This is a genomic window from Streptomyces sp. NPDC127092 (assembly GCF_042722475.1).
GTDB lineage: Bacteria > Actinomycetota > Actinomycetes > Streptomycetales > Streptomycetaceae > Streptomyces.
In genome coordinates, this window is record NZ_JBHXFE010000002.1 from 304,821 (window position 1) to 324,566 (window position 19,746).

The window sequence follows — 19,746 nt, forward strand, 5'->3', positions numbered from 1 at the left end:
AGGTTTTCTTAACCGCACTCGCAGATCAGCTTCACGCCCCTGGCCGGGACGCCGCGGGCGTCAACCCGCGAGCCGGTCGAGCACCGCCATGGCCGCGTTGTGACCGGGCACTCCGCTCACTCCGCCGCCGCGCACGGCGCCCGCACCGCACAGCAGGACGTTGGGCCGGGAGGTCTCGACGCCCCAGCGGCCTCCCGGTCCTCCTTCCTCCCCGTAGGGGAAGGAGAGGTCCCGGTGGAAGATGTGGCCGCCGGGCAGCCGCAGGTCGCGTTCGAGGTCCAGCGGGGACTTGGCCTCGATGCAGGGCCGGCCGTCGGCGTCCAGGGCCAGGCAGTCGGCGACCGGCTCGTCGAGGCACGCGTCGAGCTGCGCGAGCGTCGCCTTCAGGAGCGCGTCGCGGGCGCCGTCGGGGTCGGCGGCGAACAGCCGGGCGGGCGCGTGGAGTCCGAACAGGGTGAGGGTCTGGTAGCCGCGGGCCGCGGCCTCCGGGCCGAGGATGCTCGGGTCGGTCAGGGTGTGGCAGTAGATCTCCGAGGGCGGTGCGGCGGGCAGCCGTCCGGCGGCGGCCTCCGCGTAGGCGGTGGCCAGCTGCCCGTACCCCTCGGCGATGTGGAAGGTGCCGGAGAAGGCCTCGCGCGGGTCGACGGCGCGGTCCCGGAGCCTGGGCAGCCTGGTGAGGACCATGTTGACCTTGAGCTGGGCGCCCTCGGCGGGGGCCGGAGCCGGCTCGCCGAGGAGGCCGGCGAGGGCCTGCGGCGAGGCGTTGACCAGGACGTGTCCCGCGCCGACGACGCCTTCGCCGTCGGCGGTACGGTAGGCGACCTCGGCGCGGCTGCCGTCGGTCTCGATCCGGGTGACCTCGTGGCCGGTGAGGACGGTCGCGCCTGCGGCGCGTGCGGCGTCCGCGAGGGCGTCGGTGAGGGCACCCATGCCGCCCACGGGCACGTCCCAGTCGCCGGTGCCGCCGCCGATCACGTGGTAGAGGAAGCAGCGGTTCTGGAGCAGCGAGGGGTCGTGGGCTTCGGCGAAGGTGCCGATGAGGGCGTCGGTCAGGACGACGCCGCGCACCAGGTCGTCGGCGAAGTGCTTCTCGACGGCGACCCCGATGGGCTGCTCGAAGAGCATCTCCCAGGTCTCGGCGTCGTCGACCAGGGCGCGCAGGCCCTCGCGGCTCGGCAGCGGCTCGGTGAGGGTGGGGAAGATCCGGCGGGCGGCGCGGGCGGTGCGCCCGTAGAAGGCCTGCCAGGCCTCGTACTCGCGGTCGGAGCCGGTGAGCGCGGCGAAGGACGCGCGGGTGCGGTCCTGGCCGCCGCCGACGAGGAGGCCGGAGTCGGCGTACGGGGTGTACGAGGAGACGGAGCGCTTCCGGACCGCGAAGCGGAGTCCGAGCTCGCGGACGATCTTCTCGGGGAGCAGCGACACCAGGTAGGAGTAGCGGGACAGCCGGACGTCGACGCCGGGGAACGGCCGCGTGGAGACGGCGGCACCGCCGGTGTTCCCCAGCCGTTCGAGGACGAGGACCCGGCGCCCGGCGCGGGCGAGATAGGCGGCGGCGACGAGGCCGTTGTGCCCGCCCCCGACGACGACGGCATCGTACGAGCCGCGCGTGACGGAGGCGGGAGCGGGCGCCGACGCGGGCCCGGCTGCGGGTCCCGATGCGGATCCGGATGCGGGTGCGGGTGCGGATCCGGGTGCTGGTGCGGGTGCGGGTGGGGTCATGTCTCTTGCTAACACCTCCCGGACGGTCCCACCAGACGCCGTGCGCAGGGGTGTTGTCAGTGGCCTCCCCTACCGTCGGTGTCATGGGGAATCACTTCCAGACGCTGGTGGTACCGGACGCCACGGACGCGGAGGCGGCGCAGCTCGCCCGGCGCGGCCTCGACTGGCTCGTCGCGGCCGGCATCGTACGGGCGGAGCGCACCGACTGCGTCCTCGGCGCGCCCCTGGGGCATCCGCCCGGCCCGGCCTGGGAGCGGGCGGTGGCCGAGCCGGACTGGGAACCGGACGGCGGCCTCGCCGTGCACACGGGCCGGCAGGTGTTCCACGCGGGCCAGGACGCCCCGGAGTTCGCGGTCTGCCCGGGCTGCGCCACCAGCACCGCCCTGGTGGAGGACGCGTGGCAGCGGTTCGACGCGGCCATACGCGTCTGGGCAGGCGGCGGCACGACGGCCGCGCGGGTCGGGTGCCGTGCGTGCGGCCGGGACGCCGAGGTGACGGCCTGGCAGTGGCACGACGACCGGTTCGCCCTGGCCTGCCTCGGGTTCGAGTTCTGGGACTGGACGGAGTTCGGGACGGACTTCCTCACGGACTTCGCGGAGGCGCTCGGCGGCCGCCGGGTCGTCCGGGTGTGGGGCAAGTTCTGACCGGGCGTCACGCGAGGCCCGCGGGAGAGCCGGTCCCTCCCCTGCCCCGGCCGTGCGTCGATCAGGCCGGTGTACGCGGGGACTCGTGGGACACGGCCCGGCGCCCGGGTCAGGTTCCGGGGAGGATACGGCGCGTTTCGTAGGCCCACATCGCGATCTCGACGCGGTTGCGGGCGCCGAGTTTGGCCATCAGGCTGGCCAGATGCGTCTTCACCGTGCTGAGGCTGATGTGCAGCGCGTCGGCGATCTCGGTGTTGGTCAGGCCGCGGGCGACGGCGAGGAGCACCTGCTCCTCGCGGGCGGTGACGGGAGAGACCGGCTGGGCCACGGGCCGGCCGGCGGGCAGGTCCGCGAACGCCTGGAGCAGACGGACGGTGACGCTGGGCGCGATGAGCGCCTCACCGTCGGACGCCGAGCGTACGGCCTGCGCCAGAAGGTCCGGTCCCGTGTCCTTGAGCAGGAATCCGCGGGCGCCGGCACGCAGCGCGCCGTAGACGTACTCGTCGAGGTCGAACGTGGTGATGACGACCACGGCCGGCGCGTCGGCGACGCCCGGGGCGGCGACCAGCCGGGTGGCCTCGAGCCCGTCGAGTACGGGCATGCGGATGTCGAACAGGCAGACGTCGGGGCGTAGTTCGCGGGCCAGACGTACCGCTTCCCGGCCGTCGGCGGCCTCGCCGACCACCTCGATGCCGGGCTGGGCGTTCAGCATGATCCGCAGCCCGGTGCGGATGATCGTCTGGTCGTCAGCGACGAGGACGCGAATGGACACGGCTCTCGCTCCTCGCTCTCGGCAGTTCGGCTTCGACGTGCCAGCCCCGGTCGGCACCCGGGCCGGCTCGTAGTGTGCCGCCGAGCAGGGTCGCGCGCTCGCGAAGTCCGGTAAGTCCGTATCCGTCGCGGCCCCGGCCGGTGCGCCGGCCGTCGTCGCGCACGCTCACCCGTACCGCGTGCCGTTCCGCGGCGACCCGGACGACGAGCTCGGTCGCGTCGACCGCATGGCGCAGCGCGTTGGTCACCGACTCCTGCACGATCCGGTAGACGGCCGCGTCCACGGCCGGGGGCAGCGCGTCCAGTTCGCCGTCGAGCCCCAGGTCGACCCTGAGGCGACCACCCGGGGTGCGCACCAGGCGCTCCAGATCCGCGACTCCGGCAGGGGGCGCCAGCTCCGCGCCGATCCCGCGGTCGCGCAGCGCGGCGACCATGGCGCGCATCTCCTCCAGCGTGCGCGCCCCTTCCTCCTCGACCCCCTCCAGCGCCTCGACGGCGGCGGACGGGTCGGTGCCCGCGAGCACCCGGCCCGCCTGGGCGATGATCACCATGGCCGACACGTGGTGGGCCACCGTGTCGTGCAGTTCCCGGGCGAGCTGCTCGCGTTCGCGGGAGCGCACCTGCTCCACCTGCCGCTCGCGAGCGGTCACCCGGAACCGCACGGCAGCCCCGACCACACCGGGCAGCAGCAGGAAGGCGAAGCCCACGACGTTCTCGACGACCGGGGTCTCGTCCGTGACGGAACACAGCGCGCCGGCCGCGACGATCACCGCGCCGCCCAGCACGATCTCGCGTCCCGATCCCCACCGGGGCAGCGCGTACACCAGCACGAGCACGACCCCGCCGGTGTACAGACCGACGGGCTCGCGCGGAGCGGCGACGAGCGAGGCCACCTGAAGCAGGATCACCGAGCCGAACGCCAGCGTCACCATCGCCAGCGGGCGGGTCCGGCGCCACAGGGGCAGCAGGCACAGCCACACGGCGAACACCACCGCCACCGGCCGCCACACGACGTTCTCGCGCAGGGTGGCCTCCAGCGCCACACCGGCAAGGCCCGCGGCGAGCAGCGCCCCGTCCCGCCACACCCGGGCGGGCACGTCGGGCGGCCGGGGTTCGGTCCACAGGGTTCGCAGGTCGTCTCGGAGCACGGTTCTCAGCCTAGGGACCGCGGCGTGCCGCGCATCGGCCGAAAGGACGGGTCGTCACTCCGCCTTGGGGCCGACGGATCCGCGGCCGGCGGGCCGATGCCGCGGAGCGGCGTGGCGGCGAACCTCGGCATCGGCGGCCGAACAAGGACGGCCGACGAGGTGGTTGGAGGACCCGATGCTTTCGAAAGCCCTGTTGCGCCTGGGCACAGGCGCCGCCCGCCATCCCTGGCGGGTGATCGCGGCATGGCTGATCGCCGCCACGCTCGCCGTCCTCGCCGCGATCGCCTTCGGCGGGCGGACCGCGGACTCGATGACCGCTCCGGGACTGGACTCCCGACGGGCCGCGGAACTGATCGAGCGGGCAGGCACCGGCCAGGAGGGGATGACCGCCCAGGTGGTCGTCACCCCCCTCGACGACGGTGCGACGTTCTTCGACGACGACGGCGCGCGCACCGCTCTCACGCGGCTGCAGACCGAGGTGAAGCGGCTGCCGCACGTGCTCGGCACGAGCGACCCGGCGGGGGCACTCGACGCGGGCGGGGGAAAGGCCGTGCGCGACGGCCTCGTTTCGGCCGACGGGCGGATCGCGGTCGTCCGGGTGCAGTACCCCGACCAGAGCCGGCTGTCGGCCGAAGACCTCGACGCCCTCGTCGGTCTCGGCGACCGGCTGCGCGCCGAGCTGCCGCTGCGCATCGAGATGGGCGGGCACCTCTTCTACGTCTTCTCCGACCCCGACGGCGGTGCGAGCGAGTTGATCGGCCTCCTCGCCGCGGCCACGATCCTGTTCCTCGCGTTCGGTTCGCTCGTCGCCGCCGCGCTGCCGATCGGCATGGCGGTCTTCGGGCTGACCATCGGGGTCGCCACCATGACCGTACTGGCAGGGGTGACGGAGGTTCCCACCTTCGCACCGGTCCTGGGCAGCATGGTCGGGCTCGGAGTGGGCATCGACTACGCGCTGTTCGTGCTCGCCAGGCACCGGGAGTACCTTGCGCGCGGGCTCCGTCCGCACGAGGCGGCCGGACGGGCGGTGGCCACGGCGGGGCGGCCGGTGGTCTTCGCCGGCGGCACCGTCGTCGTGTCGATCCTCGGCCTGGCGGTCGCGAACGTGCCGTTCATGACGGTGGGCGGGCTCGCCGTCTCGATCGTCGTCCTGACGATGGTGGTCGCGTCGGTGACGCTGCTGCCGGCCTTCCTCGGCGCGGCGGGCCCGCGCCTGGGCCGGCCCGGCCGGATCGGCCGGGCTCTGCGAACCAGGGTGCCGGGCCGACGCGCACGGCGGCGGGACCCGGCGACGGGCGCCGCCCCCGCCGGGTGGCGTCGCTGGATCGGGCACGTCAGCCGGCACCCGGTGCCGTACGCGGTCGGCGCGGCGGGGCTGCTGCTGACCGCGACGCTGCCCGTGCTCGGCCTGCGCGTCGGCCTGCCCGACGACGGCTCGCTGCCCCACAGCCGTACCGAGCGCCGGGCCTACGACCTCGTCGCCGAGGGGTTCGGCCCGGGCACCAACGGTCCCCTCGTCATCGCCGCGGACCCGGCCGGTGATCCGGGAGTGCTGGACCGACTCGTCGGGGCGGTCGCGGCGGATCCGGGCATCGCATCCGTCGCGCCGACGCACATCGACCGGGCCACCGGCATCGCGACCCTCGTGGTGTTCCCGACCACCAGCCCCCAGGACAGGGCCACGGCCGACACCATCGCCCGGCTGCGCACCGACGTGCTGCCGACGGCGATCGGGCACGGCCCGGCCAGGGCCCACGTGGGCGGCGCCGCCGCGAGCCTGTCCGATGTGGGCCAACGCACCAGCCGACGCCTGCCGGTGTTCGTCGCCGCCGTGCTGGCGATGTCGTTCCTGCTGCTGATGCCGGTCTTCCGCTCGGTACTCGTCCCCCTCAAGGCGGTACTGCTGAATCTGCTGAGCATCGGCGCGTCCTACGGCATCATGGTCGCGGTCTTCCAGTGGGGCTGGGGAGGCGCGCTCATCGGGCTGGAAGCGACGGTTCCGATCGTGTCGTTCATCCCGATGTTCCTCTTCGCCATCCTGTTCGGCCTGTCGATGGACTACGAGGTGTTCCTCCTCTCCCGCGTACGCGAGGAGTACCTGCGCACCGGCGACAACCGCACGGCGATCGTCGAGGGCGTCTCGCGCACCGCACGGATCATCACCTCGGCCGCCCTCATCATGGTGGCGGTCTTCCTGTCCTTCGCCGTCGCCGATGACCCGTCCACCAAGATGTTCGGGCTCGGCCTGGCCACCGCGATCTTCATCGACGCCACGGTCGTCCGCATGGTGCTGGTACCGGCGACCATGACACTCCTCGGCCGGACCAACTGGTGGCTGCCGAAGTGGCTGGACCGGATGCTTCCCCGCGGCCCGGTCGCCACCGCCGACACCGATGACGGCGACGACGCCGATGGCGCGGACGACACCGACGACGACACCGAACTGATCACGCCTCGATACGCGCCCTAGCCGCCGCCTGCCAAGCGTTCCCGGCAGTGGGCCTCGTCGCTGCGGGCCGCGCGGGTGTCCGGGTGGTCGGGGCCGAGGAGGCGGGTGCGGGTCTCGGTGACGTGGCGGTGTTCCGCGAGCGCCTCCGACCAGCGGCCCAGCCAGCCGAGCGCGATGGCGGTCTCGCGGCGGCTGGCGAGCGTGTCGGCGTGGTCGGGGCCCAGCACGCGGAGCCGTACGGCGCAGACCTCGCGGGCCTCGGAAAGGGCCTCCTCCCAGCGGCCGAGCCGGCCCAGGTTCACGCCCAGGCCGTGGCGGGCCCGCAGGGTCTCCGGGTCCTCCGGTCCCGCGGCCCGGGTGCGGGCGGCGACGAGCTCGCGGTAGAGCGCGGCGGCCTCCTCGGCGCGGCCCAGGCGGCCGAGGCAGATCCCGGCCTCGTAGCGGGCGGCGAGGGTGTCGGGATGGTCCTGGCCGAGGACGCCGGCGCGCGCCTCGGCGACCTCGCGGTACTCGGTGAGCGCGTCGGACCAGCGTCCGAGCGCGCCGAGCGCGTGGCCGACCTCGTGGCGGGTCGCCAGGGTGTCGGGGTGGTGCGCGCCGAGCACCCGGGCGCGGGCGTCGGCGACCTCGCGGGCGGTCGCGTACGCCTCGGGCACGCGGCCGATCCGGCCGAGGGTGAACGCCAGGTTGTGGCGGCAGCGCAGGGTGTCCGGGTGCTCCGCGCCCATGGTGCGTTCCCGGGCGGCGAGCACCGCCTCGTACACGCCGCAGGCCTCGGCGTGCCGGCCCAGTCCGCCCAGGGCGTAGGCGGTTTCCTGGCGGGCGGCGAGGGTGTCGGGGTGGTCGGCGCCCAGCGCGCGGGCCCGGCCCTCGGCGACCTCGCCGAACTGGCGCAGGGCCTCGGCGGGACGGCCGAGCCGGGCGAGGGCGAAGCTCAGCTCGTAGCCGCTGGCGAGGGTGTCGGGGTGGTCGGCGCCGAGGACGTGGGCCCGGTCCCGTACGACGGTACGGAGCAGGTCGGCGGCCTCCTGCCAGCGCTCGAGCCGGCCCAGACCGAGACCGGCGCGGTGCCGTCCGGCGAGGACGGCGACGAGTTCCGCCAGCGGGCCGGCGACGGCCGGGGACGGCCGGCCGTCCGGGTGCGGGCCGCCGGCCGCCGGGCCGACGGGCACGGCGGAGGTCCACGTGACGGTCAGCGCCTCGGTGAGGGCGGCGGTCGCCTCGTGCGCGGGAGCGGCCCGCCCGGCGAGCGTCGTGGCGGCCGGGCGGCCCCGGCCCACGCGCGCGGCCCAGGCGGGCAGCGCGGGCGGCGCCGGTGGCGGCAGGGTCCAGGCACCGCTGCTGCGGCCGGCGGCGAGCCGGTCGCGGAGCTCGGCCGCGTCGTTCGGCCGGCCGTCGGGGGTCTTGGCGAGCAGGTCGAGGACCAGCGCGTCGAGATAGCCGGGGAGTTCGGCACGGTGGCTGCGCAGCGGCGCGGGCACCGTGTCGCGGTGGCCGATGAGGATGGCCCAGGTGTCGTCCAGGTCGAAGGGCGGCACACCGGTGGCGATCTCGTAGAGGACGCAGCCCAGCGAGTACAGGTCGCTGCGGTGGTCGACCTCGCCGCCGCCGATCTGCTCGGGGCTCATGTAGTGCGGGGTGCCCATGGCGATGCCGGTGCCGGTGAGTCGCGAGGTGAAGCCGATGTCGGCGCCGAGTCGCGCTATCCCGAAGTCGCAGATCTTCACGGTGCCGCCCTCGCCGAGCCGCACGATGTTCGCGGGCTTGAGGTCGCGGTGCACCACGCCCTGGCGGTGGGTGTAGGCGAGGGCGTCGGCGACCTGTTCGGCGATGTCGACGACCTGGTTCACGGGGAGCGGCTGCTTGCGGTTGTCGCCGAGCAGCTGGCTGAGGTTGCGCCCTTCGAGGAGCTCCATGACGAGGAAGAGCACGCCGTCGGACTCGCCGAAGTCGTGCACGACGGTGATGCCGCGGTGCTGGAGCGCGGCGGCGACCCGGGCCTCGCGGCGGAAGCGCTCGCGGAGCACGGCCAGGTTGTCGGGGCTGCGCTGCTGGCCGAGCGGCCGGAGGCACTTGACGGCGACGCGCCGGCCGAGCGACTCGTCGGTGGCACGCCACACCTCGCCCATGCCGCCGCGGCCGATCACCTCGTGCAGCCGGTACCGGCCCTGGATCAGCCTGGTGTCCGTGTCCGCCATCGCGTGCTGTCGCCCCCGTTTGCCCCGTCGTGGTGCCGCTCCCTCCCCGGCCCGTCCAGTATGGCTGCCTTGTCGCGCAGACTGTACGGCGCGGGTCGGGTCTCCGTGCCGAGCCGGTCCATGGCCCGCAGGATGTGGCGCGGGGGCAGCCGCCAGCGGAGCCGGTCGGGGACGCAGCGCAGCAGATTGGCCGTGGCGGTGAGCCGCCGGGTGACGGTCTCGGCGGGCGGCGCGGGCCGGCCGTACAGCTCATGGGCGTACGGAGGCAAGGAGTCGTACGCGAGGGCGGACACGCGCCGCCAGATCACCTCGCGCGCGGGCAGCAGGACCGTCGGGACGGGCGGCCTGCGCAGGAAGTCGTCCACGGTGCGGGCGTCCTGCCCGGCGGCGAGCTTCGGGCGGACCTCCGCGAAGTAACGCTCGAGGGCGGCGGTGCCGCCCGGCGCCGTGTCGGGGTCGAGGCCGACGAGCCGGGCGGAGGTGCGCTGTTCGTCGACGTAACGGTCGGCCAGGGCGTCGGTCAGCGGGATGCCGGAGCGGCGCACGACATGGAGGTACGAGTCGATCTCGGCGCAGTGCACCCAGAGGAGGAGCTCGGGGTCGTCGACGCCGAGCAGCCGGTGGATCTTGCGCACCCGCGCGCCGGCGGCCTCGGCCGCCGGGGTGGTGTCGTAGCTGAGGGTGCCGACGAAGCTCGCGGTGCGCATGAGGCGGCCCCAGGCGTCCCTGCGGAAGTCGCTGTTGCTCATGACTCCGCGGACGGCGTCGGGGTGCAGCGCCTGGAGGTACAGGGCGCGCACCCCGCCGATCCACATGACGGGATCGCCGTGGAGCTGCCAGGTCACGGACCCGGGACCGAAGAGCCCCGGGTCGGGTTCGGGCGGCGTGCTCGGGCCGGGTTCCATGGCCTCAGGCTAGGACGGCCGCGCAGACACGGGAACAGGGCGGGCGCCCCCGGCCATGCATCCGGCCCGGTCGGCCTCTCCGTCGGGTTGGGCGGCGGCCTAGCGCCAGATCGTCTGCACCGAGTCGAACTGCACCCAGGTGATCGGGTTGCCGGAGTTGGCGCCGAAGACCGTCACCGAGCCGGTCGGGTTGATTTCGACGCGGCAGGCGTTGATGCCCTGGCTGTTGTTGCGGGGCGCGGCGGCACGCACGTGCGCCGTGGGCAGGGCGAACCCGTCCGGGAGTCGGCCGATCTTCGTGTCGGTGACGAGGTTGCAGGTGATCAGACCGCGGGCCTGGAGGAAGGCGGTGCCGGCGATGGTGACGAGCCGCACCTCGGGGACGGCGGCCGGGTTCGGGGTGATGCCGGACTCCAGGACGAGCGGGGTCCAGGCCCCGGCGTCGATCGTGCCGGGATCGGCGGCGGCCGGGCTGGCGGTGGCGAGGGTGCCGACGGTGAGGGCGGCGGGCAGGGCGAGGGCGGCGCCGAGGACGCCGCGGCGGTCGTACGACATGGGACTCCTTGGGAGGGGCGGGGGCCTGTCCGGTGGCGCGGGCCTGAGGCCAGGACAGGGCCGGAGGGCCGGGTGGGCTCTAGGCCGTTTCTTCCGGCCAGGATCCGGAAGAGACGGCCTAGCGCCAGACGGCGGTGAAGTTGTCGAGCTGGGCCCAGGCGAGGGGCGCGGTGGAGCGTCCGCCGTAGAGCCTGACGGCGCGGTCGGTGCCGACCTCGACGCGGGCGACGGCGGGGCCGCCGGGCGGGCCGCCGACCGGCACGGTGGCGCGGGCGGTGACGCTCGGCACGAGGGAGTCGGGCAGGGTGCCGATGATCCTGTCGGCGGTGAAGGGGCCCTCGACGCCGCCGCCGAGCTGGAGGGTGGTGGTGCCGGCCAGGCTGACGAGCCGTCCCTGCGGGGCGTGCTGGTAGGCCGTCACTCCGGCGGCCAGGGCGAGCGGCTGCCAGTCGGTGAGGACCTTGACGCCGTCGGTCTCGGGCGCGCCCGACAGGGACAGGATGGTGCAGGTGCGCGGACCGGGGTCCTCGCAGGCGAAGCCGAAGTGGAGGTGGGGGACGCCGTCGCGGACGGAGACGGCCATGCCCTCGGCCTCGCGCCATGTCAGGCCGGGTCCCGCGGTGACGTGCTGGTGGTCGAGCCGGGCTCCGGTGGCCCACTCGAAGGCGGTGATGTAGGTGTTGCCCGGCAGCGGCACGGTTTCGAGGCTCTGGCCCTTCAGCGTGTACAGCACGCCGGCGTGGGACGCGTAGCCCTGGAAGTCGGTGCCGTCGGCGGGGATGTCCGGGGTGATCCGCTGGATGGCCTCCCAGTCGCCCGCCGTCGCCCTGGCCAGGTCGTACCGCGCGAAGGTCGTCACGCCGCCGAGGTTGTAGCGCAGGACGAGTTCGTTCGCGCCGTGGTCGACGGTCGGCGTGATGAAGCGGGCCGCGGGATCCGGGGTGTAGGCGGGGGTGTGGCGCGCGGTGCCGGAGTCGACGACGTCGCCGTCGGCGTAGGAGAAGCTGACGACGGCGGTGCCGTAACCCTCGTTCTTGCTGTTGGGCGTGGACGCGGCCTCGGTCCACAGCCAGACCTCCCCGGCGCGGTTCTCCACGCCGAGGTTGACGCCGTGTCCGAAGCCGCGCAGGTACATGTGGCCGCGGATCGCGCCGGCCGGGTCGAGGCGGGTCAGGCACAGGTCGCCGTGCGCCTTGCGGGTCGGGTAGTCGACGGCGGCGGCCTCGTCGTCGAGCCGGAGGCCGCCCTCCATGATCTGGAGCACGTAGACGTCGCCGGTGACGGGGTCGACGGCGAAGGACTGCATGACGGTGCCGTTGTGGAGCGGGCGCCGGTGGAGCAGTTTGCCCACCGGCCCCGCGATGTCTATCTGTCCTGGGATGGTGACGCTCAAGGGCGCGGCTCCTCGGGAGATGGCGAAGGCTCATGATCGAACCGCGTCAGTCTGTCAAACCTCCTCCTCGGTGGTGAGGACCCGGGTGAGCGGACTCCCGGCGAGCGCGGGCGAATTGGCCGGTTTGGCCCAGACCGTGGTGGTGAGGAAGCGCAGGAAGCCTTCGGCCTGTCCGGGCTCGGCGAAGCCGAGGTCGACGACCACGTAGGCGGGGTCGTCGACGGGCCGGCGGACGGTGTGCCGCAGGACGCCGGCCTCGGCGCGGGCGGTGGCGAAGCGGTCGAAGGCGCGCTTCCACAGGGCGTAGTCGGTGACGGGATGCTCGATGTGGAGGGTGATCACGGCTCCTCCTGGTGGGTGGCGCGGGCGGCTCGTCCGCTGTTCGGTTCTCGTGGTTCCGTTCTCCCAGAGTGGGGCGGGGCGGCGCGGCGGCGACATCCCAGATCCCTGGGGTTCCGGCCCGTACGCTCCGCTCCATGTCCTCGCCCAGCGTGTACGCCCGCTCGTACGAGCGGATCGCCCGTCTCTCCGCGTCCGGCGGCGACACCCGGGAGCTGCGGGTGCGGGTGCTGCGGGAGTTGCGTGACGTGATCGGCTTCGACGCCTTCGCGTTCCTGCTGACGGATCCGGCGACGGAGGTGGGCTGCGCGCCGGTGGCGCGGATCCCGGATCTGTCCGATCTGCCGAGGATCGTCCGGCTCAAGTACCTCACGCCGGCCAACCGCTGGACGACGCTGTCCAGGGCCGCCGCGCTGAGCGGGTACGAGCCGGGGGCGCGGGGTCCGATGTGGGCGGAGGCGCTGCGTCCGCTGGGCGTACGGGACCTGGCGTCGGTGGTGTTCCGGGACCGGCACGGGTGCTGGGGCTTCCTCGACCTGTGGCGGTACGGGTCGGAGTTCCGGCCCGCCGAGCTGGGCCTGCTGGACCGCGTCGCCGGGCCGGTCACGGCGGCGCTGCGCACGGGCCAGGCGGCGACGTTCACGGCGAGACCGGCGGGTGCGGTACGGCCGGGCCCGCTGGTGCTGCTCCTCGCGCCGGACCTCCGGGTCCGCGGCCGGACCCCGGACTCGGACGCCTACCTGGCCCGCCTGATCCCTCCGGAAGAGGGCCACGCACCGGTCCCGGCCGCCGCGTACAACGTGGCGGGCCAGCTCCTGGCCCGCGAGGCCGGCGTGGACGCCCATCCGCCGCGGGCCCGGGTCGCGCTGGCCGACGGCCTGTGGCTGACGCTCCGGGCTGCGCGCATCGGCGACGAGGAACCGGCGCGGGAGCGGCGGATCGCCGTCACCATCGAGGAGACGACCCCGGCCGAGCGCCTCGACGTCTTCGCCCGTGCCTATGGCCTGAGCGCCCGCGAGACCGAAGTCCTCACCCTGCTCTCGGAGGGCGCGGACAGCCACGCCCTGGCGGACTCGCTGTTCGTGTCGGAGCACACGGTCCAGGACCACCTGAAGTCGGTGTTCGCGAAGACGGGCACCCACAGCCGCCGCACGCTGCTGGCGCGGGCGCTGGGGACCTGACGGTGGTGCGTCGGCCTCGGTGAGCACGACCGGGCCTTCGGCGAGGAGTTCGCCGAGGGCGACGGACCTTCCCGGCGGGGGCGGTCACGCGCGTCAGCGGCGGACGCGTGGCATGCCCAGGCCGATCCAGGAGATGATCTCGCGCTGGATCTCGTTGTTGCCGCCGCCGAAGGTGAAGATGACGGCCGAGCGGTAGCCGCGTTCGAGTTCGCCGTGGAGGACGGCGCCGGCGGAGCCCTCCTTGAGGGCGCCGGCGGAGCCGGTGATCTCCATCAGCCAGGCGTAGGCGTCACGGCGGGCCTCCGAGCCGTAGACCTTGACGGCCGAGGCGTCCTGGGGGGTGAGGGTGCCGTTCTGGACGGCGTTCACCATTTGCCAGTTGAGGAGCTTCATCGCGTCCAGGCGGGTGTGCGTACGGGCGAGCGAGCGGCGGACCCACGCGAGGTCGAGGACGCGGCGGCCGTCGGCGAGTTTCGTGTCCGCGGCCCAGCGCTGGACGTCGTGGAGGGCGCGGATGGCCATGGTGCCGTGGGCGGCGAGGGTGACGCGCTCGTGGTTGAGCTGGTTCGTGATCAGCCGCCAGCCCTTGTTCTCCTCACCGACCCGGCGCGAGCAGGGCACGCGGACGTTCTCGTAGTAGCTCGCCGTGGTGTCGTGCGACGCGAGGGTGTTGATGACGGTGCAGGAGTAGCCGGGGTCCGTGGTCGGCACCAGGAGCATGGTGATGCCCTTGTGCGGCGGCGCGGCGGGGTCGGTGCGCACGGCGAGCCAGACCCAGTCCGCCGTGTCGCCGTTGGTCGTCCAGATCTTCTGGCCGTTGACGGTGTAGTGGCCGGTGGTCTCGTCGCCCTCGCGGACGGCGCGGGTCTTCAGGGCCGCGAGGTCCGTGCCGGCGTCGGGCTCGCTGTAGCCGATCGCGAAGTCGATCTCGCCGGAGAGGATCTTCGGCAGGAAGTACGCCTTCTGCTCGTCGGTGCCGAACTGCATGATCGTCGGACCGACCGTGTTCAACGCCATCAGCGGCAGCGGGACACCGGCCTGGGCGGCCTCGTCGAAGAAGATGAACTGCTCCATGGGCGTCAGCCCGCGCCCGCCGTACTCCGTCGGCCAGCCGACGCCCAGCCAGCCGTCGGCACCGAGGCGGCGCACCGTCTCCCGGTAGAAGCGCTTCTGGGCGGCCGGGTCGGCGTAGCGGGAGTGGACGTCCTCGGGGACCAGCTCGGCGAAGTAGGCACGCAGCTCGGCGCGCAGGCGGTGCTGGGCGGGCGTGTACTCGAGATGCATGACGTCTCCCGTGGCTCGGTGCTCCGCGCGGTGGGGCGCCACGGTAGAACGTGTTCCATAAATGCGGAAGGCCCGTGCGCGGCGGAGGCGCAGGGGCGGGGCAAGGCGTAGAGGGGCGGGCAGGCGCAGGGGGGCGGCGCAGGCGCGGGGGGCGCGAGGGCACCCACCGGGACAGTGCTACGTAGGGGCAGGCGCGCAAGAAGGACGGGCGGCGGACGGTTCCGCGCGGGCGCGCCGTGGCCTGCCGGCCGGCGGCCGCCCGGCCGAGCGGCCGCCGGTCGGGGAGCCGCCCGCCGTGTTCCCCGGCCGGTCAGGGGAGCAGTTCGTCGAGCGAGGCCCGCCCCTTCTCGGCCATGCGGCGCTCCGCCCAGGCCAGGTTCTTGGGATTCAGGTCGCGGCCCGACGCGAGGCACACGTCCTCGGCCGAGAATTCGCCCTCCGACCCGGCGTGCAGCAGCCTGTCGGGCGTCGGGGTGTCCCCCCGGGCCCCCCGGGACGTCTTGTCGGTGTCACCGTTCATGCCGCCTCCTCGTGTTCTGCGGGTGGCACTCGCCATTCTCGTGTCCGGCTCCCGGTCCCGCATCCGGGCGACACCGGCGCCCCGCGAGCCCGTGTCGGCGGCACGTCGGCGCCGTGTCGACGGGGGCGGGGAGGCTGGGGCCCGGCCGTCGCGGAAGCAGCTCAGAAAGGGAGCCCTTCATGTCCTTCCAGCCGTCCCGGACATCCCAGACGCCCCAGGCGTCCGAGGCACCCCCGCCAGGCCTCCCGGATGCCCTCCCCCTCCGCCGGGTGCGCGTCACCGCCGTCCGGCCGGTCACGCCACGGATGCTCCGGGTCACGCTCGGCGACCCGTCGCTCACCGGGGCCTCGCTCGCCCGCCCCGACGCGCAGGTGAAGCTGTTCTTCCCGCGCCCCGGGCAGTCCGAGCCCGTGCTGCCCGCGCCGGACCCGGACGGCGACGTCATGCGCTGGTACGCGGCGTACGGCGCGATTCCGGAGGCGCGGCGGCCCTGGATGCGCAGCTACACGATCCGGGCGCACGACGGGGCCGCCGGGACCGTGGACGTCGACTTCCACCTGCACGGCGGCGAGGGCGGCGGCGCGGAGGGGCCGGCGACGCGGTGGGCGCGGGGCGCCCGGCCCGGGGACGTGCTCGGCATGTTCGGGCCCTCGGAGTACTTCGCCGCGCCCGTCGACCCCGGCGCGGGCGACTGGGCCCTGCTGGTCGCGGACGCCTGCGCGCTCCCCGCGCTCGCGACGGTCGTCGAGGCGCTGCCGCCGGGCCACCGGGCCGTCGCCTTCGTTCAGGTGGCCGACGCGGCGGAGGAGCAGGCCCTGCCGAGCCCGGGCGCGCTGACCGTGCACTGGCTGCACACGGCCGACGGACGCTCCCTCGTGGACGCGGTACGGGCGGCCACGGGCCTTCCGGACGGCGAGCCGTACGCCTGGCTGGCCGGTGAGGCCGGAGCCGTACGGGAGCTGCGCCGCCACCTGGTCGAGGAGCGCGGTGTCGACCGCCGGTCGGTCGACTTCGCCGGCTACTGGCGCCACCGCCTCACCCAGGACGACGCCCCGACGCCGGAGGACCTGGCGGAGGCCCGGGAGCGGCTCGCGTCGCGGGAGGCGTAGGCCGGCCGAGGGGCGCGCGGGCCGGGTGGTCCCGTACGAGCGCCGCCGCCTCGTGCAGGGTGAGGGCGCGGCCCTCCTCGTAGGGGGCGGTGAAGGCCTCCGGGGCGAGGACGGCGCGGAGGGCTTCCTCGGCGTGGGCGCGTACGGCCGCTTCGGTGCGGGCGGTGAGCGGACGGATGCCCGCACCGCCCGGGCCGCCGCGGTGGGCGTCGTACGCGCCGAGCAGTCGCGCGCCCTCCTCGGCGGCGCCGGAGCCGGCGCGGGCCCACGCGGCGGTGGCGAACTGGGTGACGACGAGATAGGGCGCGACCAGGAAGGCCAGGGTTTCCATCTCCCTCACCGCGTCGGCCAGTCGGGTGTTGGCTGCCTCGAACGCGCCGTCCAGGCAGTCGAGCCAGCCGCCGAGGCCGTCGAGCATGCCGTGGAAGAGACCCGGGGTCAGTTCACTGAAGTTGGCCCGCATGAGGCGCAGTTGCTCGCGGGCGGGAGCGGTCCTGCCGGTGTTTCCGTAGTGCTGGGCGAGCAGCAGGCGCGCGGTGCTCACGGCCTCGACGCCCGACGCGCCGGACTCCTCGGCGGCCTCGACGAGCATCCGCTCGGTGGCCGCCCGCGCCACCGGGTCCTCCGCCACCTCCGCGGTACGGAGCCGGACCGCAGCCAGCAGGGCCTTGAACACCGGGACCTGGGAGCGGGCCCCGAGGCGGGCGACGGCGTCCATGGCCCGCGCGAAGTCCGCCGCGGCCTCGGCGGTGCGGCCGGCCCTCTCGTAGGTCTCGCCGCGCGCCGCCAGCGACTCGGCGATGCCCCACGAGTCCCGCGTCGCCTCGAAGCGGGCGAGCGCCTCCTCCGCGTCCCGCTCCTGGCCGCCGAGCAGCTTGGCGCGCAGCAGCAGCGCGAAGGCGAGGTCCCAGCCCTCGCCGTGCTCGCGCGCGGCCGCGACCAGCGCGGCCAGCGTCTCGTCCAGGCCGGCGAACCGTCCCGTCATGAGCTGGGCGAAGAACCACATGGTCCCGGGGTGGCGGCAGTTCTGCGGGAGACCCGGACGGTACGCGGAGACGACGGCGTCGAGCCGGGCCCGGGCCGAGGCCTGCTCCAGGGCGGTGGCCCCGCCGCCGCCCTCCGTCGCGAGCACGAGCAGCCGGCCGCCGCGCCGCGCCTCCCACAGCCGCTCCCCTGACCACGGCGGCGGCACGTCGCCGCACCGGCCCTCGAACGGCTCGGCGGCCCGTACGGGCTCCGCGAACGGGTCCGGCCCCAGCGCGCTCGCCTCCCGCGCCCAGGTGAGGGCGTCGTACTGGTGGTTGCGCAGCTGCCAGAACCAGCTCATGGCGTGCACCAGGCACAGCGCGTCCTGCTCCGCCCGCAGCCGTACAGCGGTCCGCAGCGCGCCCCGCACGTTGTCGTGCTCGGTCTCCAGGCGGAGCATGGCGGACTCCTGGCGGGGGCCGCGGAGTTCGGGATCGGTGAGGCGGGCGAGCTCCCGGTAGTGGGTCAGGTGGCGGCGCTCGGTGGCGTCACGGTCGCCGGCCTCGTCGAGCCGCTGGGCGGCGTACTCCGCGACGGTCTCCAGGAGGCGGTAGCGCATCCCGGCGCCGTCCCCGGCCCCGGCCCGGACCTCGGTCCCGGCCCCGGCCTCGGCCCCGCCCCCCGCCCCCGTCGCCGTCCCCGGCCCGGGCCCGCCTCCGGGGGCGGCGACGACGAGCGACTTGTCGACGAGGGAGCCGAGCAGATCGAGCACGTCGGCGGGGGCCGGGCCGGCCGGGCCGGGGCTCTCTGCCGTTCCGGACGGCGCGACCGGGCGGCCTGGCCCTTCGTCCTCATGGTCCGTCGCGCCGCAGACCGCCTCCGCCGCCTCCAGGTCGCAGCCGCCGCGGAAGACCGAAAGGCGGCGGAGCACGGCGCGCTCGCCTTCGTTCAGGAGGTCCCAGGACCAGTCGACGACCGCGCGCAGGGTCTGCTGGCGCGGCAGGACCGTCCGGGCGCCGGAGGTGAGGAGACGGAAGCGGTCGTCGAGGCGGTCGGCGATCTGGCGGGCCGTCAGCACCCGGAGCCGCGCCGCCGCGAGTTCGATCGCCAGCGGCAGGCCGTCGAGGCGGCGCACGATCTCGGTCGCCGCTTCCGGGTCCTCGGCGACGTCGAAGCCGGGACGCGCGGCGGCGCCGCGCTCGCCGAGCAGGCGCACCGCCGCCGCGTCGGCCAGCGGGCCCACCGGGTGCAGCACCTCGCCCGGCACGCCCAGCGGCTCCCGGCTCGTCGCGAGCACGGTCACGCCGGGGCAGCGGGCCAGCAGGGCCGCCGCCAGCCCGGCCGCGGCGGCCACCACGTGCTCGCAGTTGTCGAGCACGAGCAGCATCCGGCGGCGGGCGCAGTGCTCCACGAGGGAGGTGAGCGGGTCGCGTGCACCGGCGTCCGGGAGGGCGGATCCGCTCCAGACGGCGGTCTCGCGTGCTTCGAGGGCGGTGAGGACGGCGGCGGGAACGTCCGACTCCTCGCGTACGGCCGCGAGTTCGGCGATCCGGACCTCCTCGGTACGCGCTGCGGCGGCTTCCAGGGCGAGGCGGGTCTTGCCGACGCCGCCGGGACCGGTCAGGGTGACGAGCCGTGACGCGCCGCTCGTCAACTCCTTCGCCAGGCCGTGCAGTTCGTCGTCACGCCCCAGGAAGGAGGTCGGCGGCGCACCCACCGTGCGCCTGACGGCGGCGTCCGGCTCCGATACTCCACCTCCCGCCAGCAACTCCTCGTAGACGCCCTTGAGTTCGGGTCCGGGTTCGGTGCCCAGCCGGTCGGCCAGCGCGCGGCGTACCGTCTCGTAGGCCTCCAGCGCCTCGGCGGGGCGTCCGGCGGCGCGCAGGGCGCGGAGGCGGAGGGCGTGCAGGGGCTCGTCGAGCGGGTGCTCGGTGGTGAGGGCGGCGAGCGGCGCGAGGGTGTCCTGGGCGCGGCCGAGGGCGACGTCGGCCGCGAGCCTGTCGCGACGGGCGCGGGTGCGGCGCGCCTCGGCGCGTACGGCGAGCGGGTCGGTCCCGTGTCCGGGGAGGTCCGCGAGGGCGGGGCCGTGCCAGAGGCCGAGGGCCTGGTCGAGGAGGGCCGCGGCGGGTGCGGGGCGGCCGGCGTCCAGCTCGCGCGCCGCCTCGTCGGCGAGGCGTTCGAAGCGGAAGAGGTCGACGTCCTCGGGCCCGGCGGCCAGCCGGTAGCCGCCGGGCGCGGAGCCGACCGCGTCGCGGCCGAGGGCGCGGCGCAGCCTGCCCACGAGGGCCTGGAGGGCCGCGAGCCGGTCCTCGTCGCTGTCGTCGCCCCACACCTGGGCGATCAGGGCGTCGGGGCGGACGGCGCGGCCGCCCGCCGCGGCGAGTGCGGTGAGCAGGGCGCGCAGCCGGGCGCCGTTCAGGGCCGCTTCGCCGCCGTCGGTGCGGCGGGCCCGGGCGGGGCCGAGGACGCGGTAGGGCGGGGACGGGGGCTGGGGCGGCGACTGCACCGGCCCATTCTGCCGAATCCACCCGTGTGGCGTCGTCCGCGCCATGGCGTGCGCGGGGT

15 protein-coding genes are annotated in these 19,746 nt (G+C 75.0%); 4 read left to right on the top strand and 11 right to left on the bottom strand.

Going from position 1 to position 19,746, the window contains the following annotated elements:
• Positions 1–60: 60 nt before the first annotated feature.
• Positions 61–1,719, bottom strand: coding sequence for a phytoene desaturase family protein (locus ACFWJO_RS02975; protein WP_386863067.1), 1,659 nt, complete (start codon positions 1,717–1,719; stop codon positions 61–63).
• A gap of 83 nt (positions 1,720–1,802) precedes the next feature.
• Here ACFWJO_RS02975 and ACFWJO_RS02980 point away from each other — a divergent pair, with 83 nt between their 5' ends.
• Positions 1,803–2,363 carry a hypothetical protein gene (locus ACFWJO_RS02980; RefSeq protein ID WP_386863068.1) on the top strand — a complete coding sequence of 187 codons (561 nt, stop codon included), beginning with the start codon at positions 1,803–1,805 and terminating at the stop codon, positions 2,361–2,363.
• Positions 2,364–2,472: 109 nt separating this feature from the next.
• On the opposite strand, the gene ACFWJO_RS02985 is transcribed toward ACFWJO_RS02980, so the two are convergent.
• Positions 2,473–3,135 (bottom strand): response regulator, encoded by a 663-nt coding sequence (locus ACFWJO_RS02985; protein WP_386863069.1) that lies wholly within the window; start codon positions 3,133–3,135, stop codon positions 2,473–2,475.
• Positions 3,110–4,282: a sensor histidine kinase gene (locus ACFWJO_RS02990; protein ID WP_386863070.1), complete on the bottom strand. Its 1,173-nt coding sequence runs from the start codon at positions 4,280–4,282 to the stop codon at positions 3,110–3,112. The genes ACFWJO_RS02985 and ACFWJO_RS02990 overlap by 26 nt, the downstream gene beginning before the upstream one ends.
• A 175-nt stretch (positions 4,283–4,457) precedes the next feature.
• Here ACFWJO_RS02990 and ACFWJO_RS02995 point away from each other — a divergent pair, with 175 nt between their 5' ends.
• Complete coding sequence (locus ACFWJO_RS02995; protein ID WP_386863071.1) at positions 4,458–6,752, top strand: MMPL family transporter; 2,295 nt, start codon at positions 4,458–4,460, stop codon at positions 6,750–6,752.
• Here ACFWJO_RS02995 and ACFWJO_RS03000 read toward each other — a convergent pair.
• The 5 genes from ACFWJO_RS03000 to ACFWJO_RS03020 all read right to left on the bottom strand — a co-directional run bounded on the left by ACFWJO_RS03000 (position 6,749) and on the right by ACFWJO_RS03020 (position 12,124).
• Positions 6,749–8,929 carry a tetratricopeptide repeat protein gene (locus tag ACFWJO_RS03000; protein ID WP_386863072.1) on the bottom strand — a complete coding sequence of 727 codons (2,181 nt, stop codon included), beginning with the start codon at positions 8,927–8,929 and terminating at the stop codon, positions 6,749–6,751. The genes ACFWJO_RS02995 and ACFWJO_RS03000 overlap by 4 nt on opposite strands.
• Positions 8,905–9,834, bottom strand: a complete 930-nt coding sequence (locus ACFWJO_RS03005) for an oxygenase MpaB family protein (protein WP_386863073.1) — start codon at positions 9,832–9,834, stop codon at positions 8,905–8,907. Before ACFWJO_RS03005 ends, ACFWJO_RS03000 begins: the two co-directional genes overlap by 25 nt.
• 99 nt (positions 9,835–9,933) lie before the next feature.
• Positions 9,934–10,389, bottom strand: coding sequence for a hypothetical protein (locus ACFWJO_RS03010; RefSeq protein ID WP_386863074.1), 456 nt, complete (start codon positions 10,387–10,389; stop codon positions 9,934–9,936).
• 118 nt (positions 10,390–10,507) lie between these two features.
• The gene (locus tag ACFWJO_RS03015; RefSeq protein ID WP_386863075.1) at positions 10,508–11,782 is read right to left on the bottom strand and encodes a hypothetical protein; all 1,275 of its coding nucleotides are present in this window, start codon (positions 11,780–11,782) and stop codon (positions 10,508–10,510) included.
• Between the two features lie 54 nt (positions 11,783–11,836).
• Positions 11,837–12,124, bottom strand: a complete 288-nt coding sequence (locus ACFWJO_RS03020) for a hypothetical protein (protein WP_386863076.1) — start codon at positions 12,122–12,124, stop codon at positions 11,837–11,839.
• Positions 12,125–12,258: 134 nt separating this feature from the next.
• Between ACFWJO_RS03020 and ACFWJO_RS03025 the strand changes: the two genes are divergently transcribed.
• Positions 12,259–13,302, top strand: coding sequence for a LuxR C-terminal-related transcriptional regulator (locus ACFWJO_RS03025; protein ID WP_386863077.1), 1,044 nt, complete (start codon positions 12,259–12,261; stop codon positions 13,300–13,302).
• Positions 13,303–13,395: 93 nt separating this feature from the next.
• Here ACFWJO_RS03025 and ACFWJO_RS03030 read toward each other — a convergent pair whose 3' ends face one another.
• Both ACFWJO_RS03030 and ACFWJO_RS03035 read right to left on the bottom strand, forming a co-directional pair.
• Positions 13,396–14,586, bottom strand: a complete 1,191-nt coding sequence (locus ACFWJO_RS03030; protein ID WP_386863078.1) for an acyl-CoA dehydrogenase family protein — start codon at positions 14,584–14,586, stop codon at positions 13,396–13,398.
• Positions 14,587–14,896: 310 nt separating this feature from the next.
• Positions 14,897–15,106, bottom strand: coding sequence for a hypothetical protein (locus tag ACFWJO_RS03035; RefSeq protein WP_386863079.1), 210 nt, complete (start codon positions 15,104–15,106; stop codon positions 14,897–14,899).
• 269 nt (positions 15,107–15,375) lie between these two features.
• Here ACFWJO_RS03035 and ACFWJO_RS03040 point away from each other — a divergent pair, with 269 nt between their 5' ends.
• On the top strand, positions 15,376–16,215 hold the full coding sequence (locus ACFWJO_RS03040) for a siderophore-interacting protein (protein WP_386863080.1): 840 nt from the start codon (positions 15,376–15,378) through the stop codon (positions 16,213–16,215).
• Here the strand turns inward: ACFWJO_RS03040 and ACFWJO_RS03045 are convergent.
• Positions 16,142–19,732, bottom strand: coding sequence for a BTAD domain-containing putative transcriptional regulator (locus tag ACFWJO_RS03045; RefSeq protein ID WP_386863081.1), 3,591 nt, complete (start codon positions 19,730–19,732; stop codon positions 16,142–16,144). The genes ACFWJO_RS03040 and ACFWJO_RS03045 overlap by 74 nt on opposite strands.
• Between the last annotated feature and the right edge of the window lie 14 nt (positions 19,733–19,746).